Here is a 15,176-nt window from a genome sequence, read left to right on the forward strand (position 1 = left end):
TTTCTAACTTGATTGCCGCAGAATACGTTGCGCGTTTTAATTTCGTCATTTTTTCACCCAAATTTGTATGCTTATTAGCATAACATTTCTTTCTTAATGGGTGGCCAAATTAACTATGCCACTACATGGAGACTTATGAGTAAAGCTGGAATTATTATTTTTGTGTTTCTCTTTATCACGTTTCTTTTCACTATAAGATATTTTTTCATTTTTGTAACAGCGTTTTGGCGTGGAAGGTTTAAATTAAAAGAGCTTAATTTCTGGTTGTTAGGTTTTATTATTTTTGTACTGACTTTTAATGTCGCAATGAATTTTCACGAAGAGTTAGGGATAAAGAAAACTTGTGCACAAAATGCAGCTTCTTGCTAAGTATAGCTAATTTATGCCAACTACTTACTGTTTAGCAAAGCATTTTATATTCCTCCATCATCATTATTTAAGGATGACTTATGAATAACACAAAAGTGGTTTTAATAACGGGCGGAGGTCGAGGTATTGGTGCTGCTACATCTAAATTATTTGCATCAAAAGGGTATGCCGTTTGTATCAATTACAAGTCTAATCTAGCTTCGGCCGAAGCTGTCGCAAGCGATATTAGGGCTGCGGGTAATCGTTGTATTACAGTCCAAGCAGATGTTTCGGTTGAGAATGATGTGCTAAGGCTGTTTAAAAAAATTGATGCCGAGCTAGGTCCTTTATCAGTACTTGTTAATAACGCTGGTATTTTACGTAAGCAGTCGCGTTTGGAGGATTTAACAGCTGAAAGAATTAATACTATTTTAGCAAACAACGTGACTAGTTACTTCTTGTGCTGTCGAGAGGCCATAAAGCGTATGTCTACACGCCATGGCGGAAACGGTGGTGTTATTGTAAACGTTTCATCGGGGGCATCTCGTTCAGGTTCACCGAATGAATATATTGATTATGCTGCCTCAAAAGGGGCTATAGATACACTCACTAAAGGTTTATCACTAGAGGTTGCCTGTGAAGGAATTAGAGTTAATTGTGTGCGTCCTGGGCTAATTAATACGCAAATGCACGCTGATGGTGGTGAACCTGAAAGAGTAGAAAGGTTAAAGGAGCTTATTCCTCTTAAGCGTGGAGGTGAACCTGGGGAGGTGGCCGAAGCTATTTATTGGCTTTCATCAGCAAAGTCATCGTTTTCGACAGGGAATTTTTTAGACTTATGTGGTGGCCTTTAATACATAGCAAACCAATGTAATGGCAATTCCTCACGCATTACACTTTTAAGTGGGTGTTATAAGTTAAAAAAGGATTGAATATGTTACTCGACTTCTCAGTTTTTGTTGAGAAGCCTCCATTAATCAGGTATTTATACTAAGCGTAGCAGTGACGCATTGTTCAGCATTTCGATTTTAAAGCGCTATCTGGCTTTAACTAAGTAAAAGCTATATCAGCCGCATTTATTTAATACAGCTATTCAAACGCAACTATTCAAATACAATCTCCCCTAAACACAGCTAAGCATAAAAGCTTCGCCAAATAACGTTATTTTAGTAAACGCGAGTTCATATTGCGGTGTGTAATATCTTTACAAGCATTTTAAGTTAGGCGTTCGTACTGGGCGCTTATTTTTAGACTCCCTTTATTAGAGATACTTTTTATGAAGTTAAAGTTATTTATTGCCGCTATTATTGCCTCCTCAGTGTCGTTACACACGGCGCAAGCACAAGCAAGTGCTAAGTTTACTTTTGAAGATTTAAAAGCAATGGCAAAAGCCTCTGCCAAAAAGCCTTATACGCCTGTCGAAGTGCCAGCACCTGAGCTTATTGATAAAATTACCTATGACGAACACTGGAAAATACGCTTTAAAGAAGATGAAACCCTCTACCCAAATGGCGAAAAGGCACCGGTGCAATTATTTTACCCTGGGCGATATTTTCCTGAGCCGGTAAGTATTTTCATCAGAGATGATAAAAACAACGTTAAAGAACTGCCTTTTAATAATGCGCTTTTTGATATGCCTGACGATAGCCCTGCCCACGACCTGCCAGAAGGGTTTGGGTTTGCAGGCTTTAGAATTATGCGCCCCGATATAAAACCAGATTGGATATCGTTTTTGGGGGCGTCTTATTTTAGAACTGATGGCCCTCAGGGGCAATATGGGTTGTCGGCTCGTGGTATTGCAATTAATACCGGTATGAGTGAGCCAGAAGAATTTCCACGCTTTTCGGCATTTTGGTTAGGCCCTGCAGAAAATAAAGGTGAGAGCATGTCTGTGTGGGCATTGCTTGAGGGGCCCTCTGTTACAGGTGCTTATCGGTTTGGTTTAAGTAAAGATAACAAAGAGGCCAAAGGGCATGTTACTTCTGTAAGTGCTAATTTGTATATGCGCGCCGATGTAGAGCGCTTAGGTATAGCGCCGCTAACCAGCATGTACTGGTACTCAGAAAAAGATAAAACGGTAGCGAAAGACTGGCGCCCAGAAATTCACGACAGCGATGGCTTAGCTATTCATACTGGGTCGGGCCAGTATATTTGGCGACCGTTAAATAATCCGCAGTCGGTGTCGACCAATAGCTTTATTGATGAAAACCCTAAAGGCTTTGGCTTAATCCAAAGAGACCGTGACTTTAATAACTACCAAGACGACGGCGTGTTTTACAATAAGCGTTCATCAGCGTGGATAAAGCCTACGGGCGATTGGGGGAGAGGCGCTGTGCAGCTAATCGAAATCCCAACTAAAGATGAAACGTTTGATAACATTGTTGCCTATTGGGTGCCTGAAAAAGAGGTACGTAAAGGCGATGAGTTTACCTTTTCTTATGATATTGAGTGGCGTCCACTCGATCCAAAATCAAAAAACCTAGCAAGTGTTGTTAATACTCGCCAAGGACAGGGCGGAATTCCTGGCCAGCCTATTCCTGAGGGCGTAAACAAAATGGTGATTGATTTTGAAGGCCCAGTATTTAAAGGCCTAGATAGAAAAAGTGGCATAAAGCCTATTGTTGAAGCCAGTAACGGCGAAATACTTGAGCCAATTGGTGCTTACCCAATAGTGGGGACCAACCAATGGCGATTAGCATTTGACTACAAACAGAGCAATAACGACCCCGTAAGCATACGCGCGTATTTGGTTGATAAAAACGAAGAGGCGATAACCGAAACATGGGTAAGTGATGCAAAGGTAACGGTTGAGTAACTATAAAAATTAAAACGGGTGGCCCTATAATTAGTTTTATGTAGCCACCCGAATAACTGCAAAATAAATGTTTTTAGCGAAGGTTAGCTAAAGCAATTCTCTTATTTCAGTATACATCTAATGCTTAGTTATAAATTTAATATGCTTGGCTAACTACTTGGTGAATTTAGCTAATTTAAGTTGCTCCTACTTGTTTTTATGTTTGCTTGTGTGAATAATAAACATTCGATCAGGAAAAATAATAAAAGTAATTAAATTAAGGATATATATGAAACTTTACCCATACTCAACAATTAAAACAGAAAACCTTAAGGGCCTGCTTATCGCTTCTAGAGTGCTTGGGTTTTTGAGTTATATACTGTTTTTTATAGCTATTTGCATTGGTTTATTTGGTGTTTTTTCTAACCTTGGCGCACCTAAAGATTTAGGGAATGGAATAGTTATGTCTGCACCAAATGCCGGTTTACCTGTGATGATAATGTCAATTTGGGGTGCAGTTTCTGCAGTTTGTATTTTAGCTTTTAGTGGCTTATGTGCAGCTGTTGTATCATGCGAATACAAATATACAAAGTCGGTTTAGCTATATACCGGCGTATTTAGATAGTAAAGACGGGGCTTCTACTATCTAAATATTTATTTGTAAGACTAGGTTAACTACCGCGAACAAATCTAAATTTTTTGTTCTTCTTCCTTATCTCAATAGCCTGATATTCGTTTTAATAATAATACAAAAGCAAATCTACCTTAGCCTTTAATACATCCAAACTGTAGCTAATTTACCTTGATAAACCCTAATTTATAGTTAAAATGGCCGGCTTATTTAACGAATGTACCTACTTTATTACTGACATAGTAATAAAAGCTGCATTAATAGATGTAAATACTAAGCGTGCAATTTTAAGGCGTGTTATTTACCTCGTTTTATACCAATCCTCAAAATAGGTTACTTAATTAAGCGAATTGGTATTTGTAAATTTACGTTAGGACGAAAATTGGTTTGATATCATTGAACGACGATTTAATTGTAGGTAAAGGGGCGCATAGAACGTGTTACAGGCACCTTGAGGCACATAATTTATGTATAAAAGTAAGCCATGAAGGGTTTTCGCAGGAGCAAGATCAAGAGCTGGCTTATTATAAGCGACTTAGTAACCGAAATATTCAGTGGCAGTTGTTAGCGCGATACCACGGTACGGTACACACCAATATTGGCACAGGGTACGTGTTTGACCTAGTAATTGATGCAAATAATCAGCCGGCTAAAACGTTGGAACATTATTTAAATCAGCCAAATAGTGAAGCCTTAGCCGAGCCACTATTAAATTTAAAAGATTATTTATTACACAATTTAGTGATCACCAAAGAAATAAAACCACGCAACATAGCGTGTGTTAATAATAACGGCACCATTGAGCGGTGTGTTGTTGTTGTTGATGATATTGGTAATACTGAGTTTTTTCCTATTAGTAATTACGTGAGCTCATCGGCTAAGCGTAAAATAAATAGAAAATGGCAGCGCTTTGAAGCGAGTTTAAATGAGCTTGGCTTAAGCCTTAATTAAGTTTTAAACTCCGACTTTAAATACTGGCTTTAATTAATAACCACAGCCCCGTTTAATACGCAGGGCTAAGCTAACAACACATAGCCTACCCTGCGCTTAATAACCGTTAGTTACTTTTCTAACTCTTTTACATACAGCATGAGTGCGCTGTACATTACGCTAAGGGCTTTTGTTACATCTTCATCAATAACAGCTTCTGCGGGGTGATGGCTTATCCCGCCAGGGCTGCGTATAAATAGCATGCCCACAGGGCAAATAGGGGCAATAGCCATGGCATCGTGCCCAGCGCCAGAGGCAAGTGTAGGCGAGGCTTGGTTATTCAATTTACAGGCACTGCTAAACAATTGTTGAATTTGAGTGTCGCACGCTACGGCGTCGGCCGCATGTGTCCATTGCCAATCAAGCGTTAAATTACGCGATGTTGCAATTTGATCGGTGCGGGTATGTATTGCATTAAGTAATACTGCTAGGTCGGCATCATTTTGTGCGCGTGCATCTAGGCTTATAGTCGTTTTACCGGCAATAACATTTGTAGCGCCTGGGCGAGCATGAATTTGCCCTACGGTGGCGACTTCACCATTACTCGCGTTTTTTGCTAGCTGCTCTATGGCAAGGGTAAGCTCGGCGCAGCCAACTAACGAATCTTGGCGTAAGTTCATTGGTGTAGTGCCTGCATGGCCGCTTTGGCCTGTTAGGGTGATCATAGCGCGTTTGGCGCCAGCAATAGCGGTTACTACGCCTAGCGCCTGGTTTACCGATTCAAGCACTGGGCCTTGCTCTATGTGGGTTTCCCAATAACCGAGTAATTCGTTTTTGTTAAGGGCGGCTTTAGCGTAATCATCAGGGGTTAGGCCAAAATCAAGCATGGCTTGGCGCATACTAATGCCGTTTGTATCTTGTATATTTAACCACTGGGGGTCAAACTCGTTCGCCAGTGCTTTTGAGCCAATTAACGTGGTGGCAAAGCGAGTGCCTTCTTCATCACAAAAGCCCACTACATCTAAATGAAATGGTAAATCAAGCTTAAGCGTGTGTGCAAGGGCGGCTATTTCAATACCCAGTAACACCCCTAAAATACCATCAAATGCACCGGCGTTTGGTACGGTGTCTAGGTGTGAGCCAATAATTAATCGTTTAGCGTTTGGGTTAGATGATGCTAAGCGCCCCCATAAATTGCCAACTTCGTCTTGCCACGATTGCATGCCCGCCTCAGCCATCCATTCAGCAGTGACACGGTTACACTCTTTGTGCTCTTTAGATAAATACACACGGTGAATGCCACCTTGCATTTGCGATAGGCCACTGAGCGTTTTACAGCGCAATAACGCGCGCGCGGCAAATTTATTAGCCAGCTCACTGTTTAATAATGGCTCATGGAGGGGGCTTGCAATCGTCATGCTAAATCCTTTTTTCTATTTATAATGGGCTAGGGCGGCAATAGCGGCTTCGCCTTTAGGGCCTTTATAGCCGTTGGCGTGTAAGCAGGCATCTAGGCTTGCCAATGTTTGTAATACGGCATCTTTACGGGCGTTGTAACCCATGGTGCCAATACGCCAAATTTTGCCATGCAGCGGCCCAAACGAGGTGCCAATTTCAATACCAAAGTCGGTTAGCATTTGTCCGCGTAAGTGGTCAGCATTTATGCCCTCGGGTATATAAACACCCACTACGTTGTTCATTTTATGGTTTAAGTCGCCAAATACGTTTAAGCCCAGCGCTTGAATACCCGTTAGCATGGCATCGCCGTGTAACTTGTGGCGGGCAACGCAGTTATCTACGCCTTCTTCAATAACAATGCGAGCACATTCTGATGCGCAATACAGCATGCTGGTGGCTTCGGTGTGGTGGTTAAGGCGCTCTTCGCCCCAGTAATTCATGATCATGCCTAAATCAAAGTAGTTTGAGCGTACAAATGGCTCGGTGCCGTCGGTATGCTGCGCGGTACGAATACCCGCTTCTACTTTTTTGCGTTTTTGGATCCAATCGGCGCATTTATCGCTCAGTGTTAAAGGGGCTGAGCCAGATGGGCCACCTAAACATTTTTGCAAACCAACCGAAAGCGCGTCGAGTTTCCACTCATCTGCGGGTAAATCGTTACCTACAATTGATGCGGTGGCATCGCAGTAAAATAATACGTCGTGCTTTTGGCAAATATCGCCAATGTGTTCAAGGGGTTGGTTCATGGTTGTAGAGGTATCGCCCTGTACCATAGCAAGTACATGGGGTTTTACATCAACAATGGCTTTTTCTATTTGTTCGGGGGTAAATACCTCGCCCCACGGGACTTCTATGGTGTGTACTTTTGCGCCTACGCGCTCGGCTACTTCAGCAAGCAAGTGGCCAAAGCGGCCCATAATGGGCACCAGTACTTTATCGCCTGGGCGTAAAATAGAGCATAAAACGGCTTCTATGCCTGCGCGTGATGTGCCATCAACTAACATGGTCCATTCGTTTTTGGTTTTAAAAATTTCGCGATAGCGGGCCATGGTTTCGTTCATAAAACCGGTCATTACTGGGTCGTATTGGCCAATTAGCTGCGCCGACATAGCACGTAGCACGCGTGGATCTGCGTTTATTGGGCCTGGGCCCATGAGTAATCGCTGTGGCGGATTTAAAGTTTGAATTTGCGTGTCGCTAAACATGTTTTAGGCTCCCAGAGTCTGAATAAGCATACGAATGCCCGTTATCATTAATACAACGGCAAAGGCGCGTTTTAATTGTTTTTGATCTAGCTTGCTACCAATTTTTACGCCAATAGGGGCAAACAAAATAGTAAGCGGAATAATAAGTATAAAAGCAGGTAGGTTTACAAGGCCCCACGTGCCAAGCGGCGCATCGGTGGGTGTAGTACCAATACTTAATAAAGTAATAACGCCCGGTAGCGCAATTAATAAGCCAAATACAGCAGCGGTGCCAACGGCAACATGAGCACGTACGTTAAACGCGTTTAGCATGGGTACGCCAATAGTGCCGCCACCTATGCCAATCATTACCGATAAACCACCGACAATACTTGCCATAATGCCTTGGCCAAATTTACCAGGTAATTTACTAACTAGGGCAGGCGCGCCGGCTCTAAATAACATGTTTAAACTTACTAAAATGGCAATACAGGCAAACATAAGTACCAATGCATTACCGCGTATAGAATGAGCTAAGTAGCTACATATCACGGCCATTACCAAAATAAACGGGGCCCAGTATTTAATTAAAGCAAGGTCGATATTGCCCTTGGCATGGTGCGAGCGAATCGACGAAATAGAAGTAGGCACTATAGTGGCAAGCGATGTCGCTGTGGCTATCATCATGGCCGACTCAGGGCTTACGCCAAAGCCTTGCAGTAAAAAGTACAGCACAGGCACAATTACTATGCCGCCGCCTACACCAAATAGGCCTGCTAAAATACCTGCAAAAATACCGGTTGCTATTAAGGCCGCTATAATCGGCCATTGATTTATTATTTCTGTCATTGTGTTCCTGCTGTAGTTACTGTTGCGCGACCATCTGAACGAGGATCGGTGGCTGCTTCAAGGCTGGTAGGCGTATCTAAAATGGCACCTGCATGACCCATCATTTCATTGTTATTATCAACGCTCACCCAGTCGTGGTCACGTTGATTTAATTCATGTTTAACTTGAATTACTAAGCTTTGCTCTACCTTTAAATTTGTGCTTGTATCGCCCCAGGTGCGCCCTAATAACCAACGCGGATCGCTTACTGCTTGGGTAATTGATTTATTACGCCATGCGTACCCACTAAATACAGCAGCTTGTGTTTGTGGTTGGCCTTCGCCGCCCATGGTGCCGTAGGCAAGGCGCCTACCATCGTCAAATTTTGCTAAAGCAGGGTTGAGTGTATGAGCCGGTTTTTTATGCGCTTTTAAGGCATTGGCATCGTTGCTATTTAAACTAAAACTTAAACCGCGGTTATTCCATACAAAGCCGCCTTCGCTCATCAAAATGCCGCTACCAAATTCCCAGTAAACACTTTGAATAAAGCTCACTAGTTGGCCGTTTTTATCACGTGCTGCCATCCAAACGGTATCGCCTGGCTCTGCATTAAATGGCCATTGCTTGGCTTGGCTCATATTTATATTGCTGGCAAGCGCATTTAAGCGCTCATCAGTTAATGCGTTTTTATAATCATCGCCAAGCGCGTCTGGGTCTGCCCAAAGTGTAGGGCGGTGCGTAAAGCTTTGTTTGGTTGCCTCAACAATCAAGTGCATCCAATCGGCCTCTGTTTTGGCTAAATGTTTTAGTGTATTAACAGCGCCAATTATTTGCAGAGAATGCACGCCTTGCGTGGGGGCGGGTAAGTTATAACACTGTATGCCCGATAAATTAGCACTGAGCGGCGTTACTAAATCGGCCTGCGTATTGGCAATATCAGCGCGTGTAATTGCACTGCCTGCGGCAGCTAAATCGTTTGCAAACGACTCTGCTAAAGGGCCTTGGTAAAAGGCGTTTAAGCCATGCTCGGCTAAGTGCTCAAAGATACTGGCAAGTTTTGGGTTTTTAAAATGTTGGCCCGCTTGCAACGGTTTACCATTAGGTATGTAAAGTTCTTTAAAGGCTGCGTTAGTGTTTGAAGCGGTGGCAAGCTTTTCGCAGCCTGCTTGCAAGCTTTTAGACACTGTAAAGCCTTCGCGCGCGAGCTTTATGGCTGGGGCTAAAATAGTACTTAGCGAAAGAGCAGCGTGCTCATCTACCGCAAGGGCTTTTTGCCAGCCGCGTAATGTTGCAGCCTGAGTAAGCGCGCTTAAACCGCCGCGCTCTGGTATGTGTGGCTCATTGCTATAGGCGCTTATATCGTTTGGTGCGCGCCCGCAGGCATCAATGGCAGTGGGTATACTTTGGTTTGGGTTATCAATAAGCCAAAAACTGTCGCCGCCAATTGAGTTCATATGCGGATATACCACGCTAATAGCAGCCGCTGCCGCTACCATGGCTTCGGTGGCTGTACCGCCTTGTTTTAGTATTAAGGTGCCTGCCTCGGTTGCTGCAAAATGCGGGGCAGTAAAGGCAATGTTGTGTGTGCTCATGCAAGTGTGTCCTGTTTAAAATGGGCAGCTAATTGTTGTACGCAGGCAAGTAGGCTTTTATCGTTGCCGTGGCTCATCATTAATGAAAACCCATACGGGTAGCCATTTTCTAAATTAGCCAATGGTAAGTGTACTTGCGCCGAGCGGCTCAAGCCCGCAATGGCCGATAAGGTAATTATTTGCATGCGTAAGGCGCTTGTGTCGGCGCCCAATTTAGGTGCAGTTGTGGGTGTGGTTGGCAAAAATAAACAGCTGTTTGTGTTTAGGTTTTTAGCGATTAGTGTTTGCCACTGGGTTTGTACATTTAGTGCTTCTTGCTCTTCTTGGGCGGTTAGGGCAAGCGCCATGTTAAAACGTGCCGCAATTGCCGGAGCAAACTGGGGAAGTAGCCCTGGCAATTGAAGCCAATCTTTATGCGTTTTTGCGATTGCTCGCCCTTGCAGTATTCTAAAGCTGTCAGCCAGTTCGTTTAATAAGCTGCTGTTAGGCAGTTCAAATTCTTTATGGTGTTTAAAGTAAGGTTTGGTTTTTTCAAGCAATTGTTTAAGTGGGGCTTGTAAAACAGGGTCAACCAGCTCAAATAATGGCTCGCAAATAACTAAAGTATCAACGTTATTAATAGCTTGATTTGGTAACAGTACATTGCCTACATCGCTTAGCAGCTCTGCATTTTGCGTAAGCCAGCCAATGGTATCAAATGGGGGCGCTAGCGGTATTAGGCCATCTTTTTCAATTACGTTATGGCTTGGCCTTATACCAAATAAGCCACAATAACTTGCCGGTATCCTTATAGAGCCACCAGTATCAGTACCTAAGCCAATATCGGCTAGGTTAGCCGCCACAGCTGCAGCCGAGCCCATACTTGAGCCGCCACTTGCATGGCCTTTAAGTTTTGGGTTTTGTGCTGCACCATAGTGAATGTTATTGCCCTCTAAGCTGTAGGCCAGCTCATCGGTATGGGTAAAGCCTGTAAAGCTACAGCCTTCATTCATTAGTTTGTTTACGGCACTTGCTGTTTGCTGTGCAGGTTTTGCTGCTTTAAACCAGCTTGGGTTACCTGCGCCGTTGCGCTCGCCTTTAACAGCAAATACATCTTTTACCGCAAGGCGCTTATTTACAAGTGTGCCGTGGGTTTGTGTTTGCCATGCGTTAGGGCCATGGTCACAAAAAATACCGGTAAAATTATTATCTGTTTTGGTACTCATATCACCACTCGTTATAAAGTAAATCTGACCAACTGGTTATAATCAGATTTAGGGTGATTAAAAAGACGAATTAGTTATTATTATTTTTCAGCCCACTGCGTAACATCTTATTTTTATTTTACAGAGCCTGATCCGCTTTTTAATCGGTTAGCTATTATATTGCCTAAAAGCTAAGCAAAAGCAATGCCAAATGCAACAAAGTTGTCCGTTCGGTCAGGTTTTGTTTGGTTAGTATGGGATTTAGCAGATATTTATAAAAATATAAGTATTAAAGAAGGCGTAATTTAGAGGTGAAAACACACCAAGTTGGTGCGTGATTGCACCAACTTGGTTGCAAGTGTGGCGTTTATAGTAATGCGTTAGGGCTAATAATTAAGCCATTTACATCGGCGTATAGCCAATCGGTAGGGTTAATTGTGGCACTAAGCATGGTCACTGTTTGATTTTTATCTCCAAAGCCACGCTTTAATGTACTGCGCGGGGTTGAGCCAAGTGCCATAACCGGTAAATCCATAGTGGCAAGTATTTCAATGTCGCGGCAACAGCCGTTAATAATCACGCCTTCCCAGCCGTTTTTTAACGCGCGCTCCGCCATAATATCGCCTATAAAAGCAAAGCGTTTGCTAGCAAAACCATCAATAACCAGTACTTTACCCTTGCCGTTTTCATGCAGTATGTCGGCGGCAAACGAGTTATCGTCTGGGCAGATAACGGTAACTGCTTGGCCACTAAACGTGGTTTTTTTACCAAAGTGGCGCAGGCCGCTGTCGGCAACTTGTACGCTATTGCGGTGATCGTCAAATAAGTCTGGGGTGGTAAAATTATCCATGGGTTAAGCCTCACTGTGCTCAGGTATTTTTAAACCAATACCTTTTAAAATTATGTGGGCAGTTGATTGCGTTATTTGTGCCACATCGGTTTCGTCGTATTCTAACTTGTTCATTACCAGTAGCACTTCGGCCTGAAAGTCGGCGTAGTACTGCGTAGTTGACCAAATGGTAAATAATAAATGGTAAGGGTCAACATTATCCATTTTGTTTGCATCTATCCAGGCCTGAAACACGTCTACCTTTTGTTTTACCCACGGGCGTGTGTTGGTTCTAAAGTAGTTTTGCAAATAAGGAGCGCCGCGCAGTATTTCACTGGCAAATAAACGTGATTGCAGCGGCTGGTTTACGGCAAGTATTACTTTGCTTTTAATATAGTGATACAACACATGTGCAGGGTCGTCCTCAGGGGTTACGTTATCTAAGCCTAAGTTCCAGTGCGCGATAATGCGGTCTATTACGTTTTCGTATAGGCCGTCTTTGCTTTTAAAATAATATAAAATATTGGCCTTAGGAACGCCTGCTTCTTTGGCAACCATACTCATACTGGTGCCATCGTAACCAAGCTGAGAAAACAACTGCTCGGCGGCATCGAGTATTAATGTTTGGTTTTTTACTCGGGTGAGTTCTTTTTTATTTGGCTTTGTTTGTGTGCTCATTATGGCGATGCTGTTTTTAACGTGTTGAATGATTGTAACTTTACTGACCAAAAGGTCAAACACTTAAGTGCAGGCCAAAAACATCTTTATAACAATAAATGATGAGCAACAATTGTTTAACCCATTAATTACTGTTAGCGTAACGTCAAACATAAGTAGTACTTTTAGGTAGTTAATGGACTTTTTTTCTAATCATAAATACACGCTCTATGGCATTGCCGCTATTTTATTATGGAGTTGTTTAGTGGCTTTGCTCAGGGATGTTTCGGAGTTATTTGGCCCCATAGGTGGGGCGGCACTTATGTACAGTGTAAGCGCGCTGTTTTTAATTTTGGTAATGGGACGGCCCAAGTTTGCTGGGTTTAATAAGCGTTATATTATTTGGGGCACTGCTTTATTTGCACTTTACGAGGTGTGTTTAGCGCTGTTTGTAGGGCTTGCTAATAATCGCCACCAAGCGGTACAAATGGCAGTTATAAATTATTTATGGCCCACACTTACCATTTTGCTCAGTATTATAGTTAACCGTAGTAAAGTAAGTGTTTGGATTTACCCCGGTATGCTGCTCGCTTTTTTTGGTGTGGCTTGGTGCGTTGGTGGCGATAGCGGGTTATCTCTTAACAGTATTATGGGTAATTTTGCCAGTAACCCAACGGCTTACTTGTTGGCGTTTGTAGCACCTTTTATTTGGTCTGTTTACTGTGTAATTACTCAAAAAAATAGCAATGGGCAAAATGCCATTGTGCTGTTTTTTATCGCCACGGCACTAAGCTTATGGGTGTTGTATGGATTAAGTGACGAGTCAAAAATGACCTTTACACTGCACGCGACCGTAACGCTTGTGTTAGCTGGTGTGGTTGTTGGCAGCGGGTATGCTCTTTGGAACCAAGCTATTATTGGCGGTAACTTAATGTTGCTTGGTACGCTTTCGTATTTTACGCCGGTTTTTTCGGCGATTATTTCGGCGTTTTATTTATCAATTACGCTTAGTGCCTCGTTTTGGCAAGGAGTAATAATGGTAACTGGCGGCTCACTCGTGTGCTATTTCGTAACGCGTGAGAAACCAGTTAAAAAGCAAATTAACGCCGTAAATTAACGGTGTAAACGCATCCTTTTTTAACTGTGTTTGTTTAGCCAGTTAAGCGCAAGTGGCCATAATCCGTCAGATTTTTTGCTAAAAAATTTCATATGACCAATTTCCTTCAAACCATAGTCGTGAGGGTTTAAGGTTAGGGTTTGTGCTTTTAACTTAGGAAAAACCGAGAGCATATCGGCTACATTTGCATTGTTAGCAATATCGTCATCGGTAGCATTAACCCATATTGAGGGCATAGAAAGCGTGTTGTAACAGTGTTGGAATACGGTATCACCAAATGCTGATTGCACATACCCTTGGGCGTTACACCATTTTCGCCATTGTTTAGCTACGCCTTTAGGTAGGGGCTCGCCCATGCCAAACCACTGCGATTTAGTATGACCAAACAAGGCATTACTAAAGGGTATAACCCCATTCATAAAAAAGTGTGCTTTAACCTGATACGCTAAGCTCATATTAGTTAATTTACCCGACGAGCAAGCAAAATTAAACGCGGAGCTTAGCTCGTTGGCGTTATGCATTAGCCCCACTAATTGCCCGCCGGCGCTATGACCCACTAAATGATACTGCGTATTAGGAAATAGCCTTTGCAAATGCTCAAGCACCGCAGGCATGTCTTGCTCACCCCAACTTTGTAAACTGGCTTTGCTTTTTTTAATGCTGCGTTTAAGCGATTGGCCAATGCCACTGTTATCAAAAGTAATAACGCCAAAGCCATGTTGCTGTAAGTAAGTAGCAAAGTTTGCATAAAACTGCTGCTTTATACCGGTTGCAGGGGCAATCATCACCGCACCTTTAATAGCGCTGGTGGGTGTAAATACACGGGCGCTTAGGGTTTGCCTGTTATTACAGGTAATAGTGGTGTGCTCAAAGTGTGGTGCGGTCATTAGAATTATTATTTCCCATATAAAGTACACAGGTAAAAATAATATCTGGTTAGACCAGTTTCGGCAAGAGGGGAGTGCGTTGTTTATATCAACCCCATTAAGTATGTGTTTTAAATTTTATTCCGAATAAACAATTCTGTTTAGGCGTAAATTGCTGTAAATGGTTGCTCCCTTAACGAAAATTACAACAAAGAAACGGGTTGTTTTAGCAAGTAAAATAGATCAGCTATTTATTGGCGTTGGTATTAAACCACGCCCCAGATGAAATGGGGCGAGAGGAAGGTTTAAATAACTAAAGGGTACTACTTATTTTGCTAAAGCCTGGTTATTGGCTGCTAATGTAGCCTTATTGTCACTAACAATAACGGGCAAATGGGTATATTAAAAGTTGATTAATTAGATTTACTGTTTACCTGTGCTAATAAATCGAGCACTTTTTGTTGGCCAAATTTTTGTGCAAATTGCTCGGCTGTTTGACCGGCTTTGTTTTGATGTGCGTTGTCGCAATCAAGGCCTACAAGTGTTTTAGCTATACTAAATTCGCCTCTAAATATGGCGGCCATTAGGGCTGTGTTACCGCGGTGTCGTCGGTGCGTGCGGCTGCAAAGTAATAAGCAAGTAAGCTGTCGTATTGCGACTGGGCGGTGCTTTGTTCCGTTACAGGGCTTTGTGGCTCATTGGCAAAGCCTGAAAAGCTCATCACTAAAGTAAATATAATAAGTAATTTACGCATACTG

The 15,176-nt window shown here is 42.7% G+C and carries 14 protein-coding genes and 1 pseudogene; 6 read left to right on the top strand and 9 right to left on the bottom strand.

Annotation, left to right across the window (positions count from 1 at the left end; all coding sequences use genetic code 11):
* The first annotated feature begins 135 nt into the window (after positions 1-135).
* From PSI06_RS12510 to PSI06_RS12530, 5 genes are all read left to right on the top strand, one after another.
* A complete protein-coding gene (locus PSI06_RS12510) occupies positions 136-369 on the top strand; it encodes a hypothetical protein (protein WP_004587078.1) in 234 nt (77 codons plus the stop codon).
* A gap of 80 nt (positions 370-449) precedes the next feature.
* The gene (locus tag PSI06_RS12515; RefSeq protein WP_273603856.1) at positions 450-1,202 is read left to right on the top strand and encodes an SDR family NAD(P)-dependent oxidoreductase; all 753 of its coding nucleotides are present in this window, start codon (positions 450-452) and stop codon (positions 1,200-1,202) included.
* Positions 1,203-1,624: 422 nt separating this feature from the next.
* Entirely contained in the window at positions 1,625-3,163 is a 1,539-nt protein-coding gene (locus PSI06_RS12520) for a glucan biosynthesis protein (protein WP_273603857.1), read from the top strand.
* A gap of 268 nt (positions 3,164-3,431) precedes the next feature.
* Positions 3,432-3,743 (top strand): hypothetical protein, encoded by a 312-nt coding sequence (locus PSI06_RS12525; RefSeq protein WP_004587081.1) that lies wholly within the window; start codon positions 3,432-3,434, stop codon positions 3,741-3,743.
* 426 nt (positions 3,744-4,169) lie between these two features.
* Positions 4,170-4,724 carry a YrbL family protein gene (locus tag PSI06_RS12530; protein ID WP_273603858.1) on the top strand — a complete coding sequence of 185 codons (555 nt, stop codon included), beginning with the start codon at positions 4,170-4,172 and terminating at the stop codon, positions 4,722-4,724.
* Positions 4,725-4,834: 110 nt separating this feature from the next.
* On the opposite strand, the gene PSI06_RS12535 is transcribed toward PSI06_RS12530, so the two are convergent.
* The 7 genes from PSI06_RS12535 to PSI06_RS12565 all read right to left on the bottom strand — a co-directional run bounded on the left by PSI06_RS12535 (position 4,835) and on the right by PSI06_RS12565 (position 12,456).
* Entirely contained in the window at positions 4,835-6,121 is a 1,287-nt protein-coding gene (locus PSI06_RS12535; protein ID WP_273603859.1) for an allantoate amidohydrolase, read from the bottom strand.
* Positions 6,122-6,136: 15 nt separating this feature from the next.
* A complete protein-coding gene (locus PSI06_RS12540; RefSeq protein ID WP_273603860.1) occupies positions 6,137-7,366 on the bottom strand; it encodes a pyridoxal-phosphate-dependent aminotransferase family protein in 1,230 nt (409 codons plus the stop codon).
* A 3-nt stretch (positions 7,367-7,369) separates the two neighbouring features.
* Complete coding sequence (locus PSI06_RS12545) at positions 7,370-8,194, bottom strand: sulfite exporter TauE/SafE family protein (protein WP_004587085.1); 825 nt, start codon at positions 8,192-8,194, stop codon at positions 7,370-7,372.
* Positions 8,191-9,765: a gamma-glutamyltransferase family protein gene (locus PSI06_RS12550; protein WP_273603861.1), complete on the bottom strand. Its 1,575-nt coding sequence runs from the start codon at positions 9,763-9,765 to the stop codon at positions 8,191-8,193. The genes PSI06_RS12545 and PSI06_RS12550 overlap by 4 nt, the downstream gene beginning before the upstream one ends.
* On the bottom strand, positions 9,762-10,970 hold the full coding sequence (locus PSI06_RS12555) for an amidase family protein (RefSeq protein WP_273603862.1): 1,209 nt from the start codon (positions 10,968-10,970) through the stop codon (positions 9,762-9,764). The genes PSI06_RS12550 and PSI06_RS12555 overlap by 4 nt, the downstream gene beginning before the upstream one ends.
* A 346-nt stretch (positions 10,971-11,316) precedes the next feature.
* On the bottom strand, positions 11,317-11,799 hold the full coding sequence (locus tag PSI06_RS12560) for a putative 4-hydroxy-4-methyl-2-oxoglutarate aldolase (RefSeq protein WP_273603863.1): 483 nt from the start codon (positions 11,797-11,799) through the stop codon (positions 11,317-11,319).
* A gap of 3 nt (positions 11,800-11,802) precedes the next feature.
* Positions 11,803-12,456, bottom strand: a complete 654-nt coding sequence (locus tag PSI06_RS12565) for a TetR/AcrR family transcriptional regulator (RefSeq protein WP_024032802.1) — start codon at positions 12,454-12,456, stop codon at positions 11,803-11,805.
* 175 nt (positions 12,457-12,631) lie between these two features.
* On the opposite strand from PSI06_RS12565, the gene yddG reads away from it, so the two are divergent.
* Entirely contained in the window at positions 12,632-13,552 is a 921-nt protein-coding gene (gene yddG / locus PSI06_RS12570) for an aromatic amino acid DMT transporter YddG (RefSeq protein WP_273603864.1), read from the top strand.
* A 20-nt stretch (positions 13,553-13,572) separates the two neighbouring features.
* Here yddG and PSI06_RS12575 read toward each other — a convergent pair whose 3' ends face one another.
* The gene (locus PSI06_RS12575) at positions 13,573-14,439 is read right to left on the bottom strand and encodes an alpha/beta hydrolase family protein (RefSeq protein ID WP_273603865.1); all 867 of its coding nucleotides are present in this window, start codon (positions 14,437-14,439) and stop codon (positions 13,573-13,575) included.
* 392 nt (positions 14,440-14,831) lie between these two features.
* A pseudogene (locus PSI06_RS21490) lies at positions 14,832-15,172 on the bottom strand (ankyrin repeat domain-containing protein).
* Between the last annotated feature and the right edge of the window lie 4 nt (positions 15,173-15,176).

The organism is Pseudoalteromonas sp. GABNS16E (assembly GCF_028598715.1).
Taxonomy (GTDB): Bacteria; Pseudomonadota; Gammaproteobacteria; order Enterobacterales; family Alteromonadaceae; genus Pseudoalteromonas; species Pseudoalteromonas atlantica.

Coding starts and splice junctions, on each gene's coding strand:
- PSI06_RS12510 (WP_004587078.1), top strand. CDS start 136: ATGAGTAAAGCTGGAATTATTATTTTTGTGTTTCTCTTTATCACGTTT.
- PSI06_RS12515 (WP_273603856.1), top strand. CDS start 450: ATGAATAACACAAAAGTGGTTTTAATAACGGGCGGAGGTCGAGGTATT.
- PSI06_RS12520 (WP_273603857.1), top strand. CDS start 1,625: ATGAAGTTAAAGTTATTTATTGCCGCTATTATTGCCTCCTCAGTGTCG.
- PSI06_RS12525 (WP_004587081.1), top strand. CDS start 3,432: ATGAAACTTTACCCATACTCAACAATTAAAACAGAAAACCTTAAGGGC.
- PSI06_RS12535 (WP_273603859.1), bottom strand. CDS start 6,121: ATGACGATTGCAAGCCCCCTCCATGAGCCATTATTAAACAGTGAGCTG.
- PSI06_RS12540 (WP_273603860.1), bottom strand. CDS start 7,366: ATGTTTAGCGACACGCAAATTCAAACTTTAAATCCGCCACAGCGATTA.
- PSI06_RS12545 (WP_004587085.1), bottom strand. CDS start 8,194: ATGACAGAAATAATAAATCAATGGCCGATTATAGCGGCCTTAATAGCA.
- PSI06_RS12550 (WP_273603861.1), bottom strand. CDS start 9,765: ATGAGCACACACAACATTGCCTTTACTGCCCCGCATTTTGCAGCAACC.
- PSI06_RS12555 (WP_273603862.1), bottom strand. CDS start 10,970: ATGAGTACCAAAACAGATAATAATTTTACCGGTATTTTTTGTGACCAT.
- PSI06_RS12560 (WP_273603863.1), bottom strand. CDS start 11,799: ATGGATAATTTTACCACCCCAGACTTATTTGACGATCACCGCAATAGC.
- PSI06_RS12565 (WP_024032802.1), bottom strand. CDS start 12,456: ATGAGCACACAAACAAAGCCAAATAAAAAAGAACTCACCCGAGTAAAA.
- yddG (WP_273603864.1), top strand. CDS start 12,632: ATGGACTTTTTTTCTAATCATAAATACACGCTCTATGGCATTGCCGCT.
- PSI06_RS12575 (WP_273603865.1), bottom strand. CDS start 14,439: ATGACCGCACCACACTTTGAGCACACCACTATTACCTGTAATAACAGG.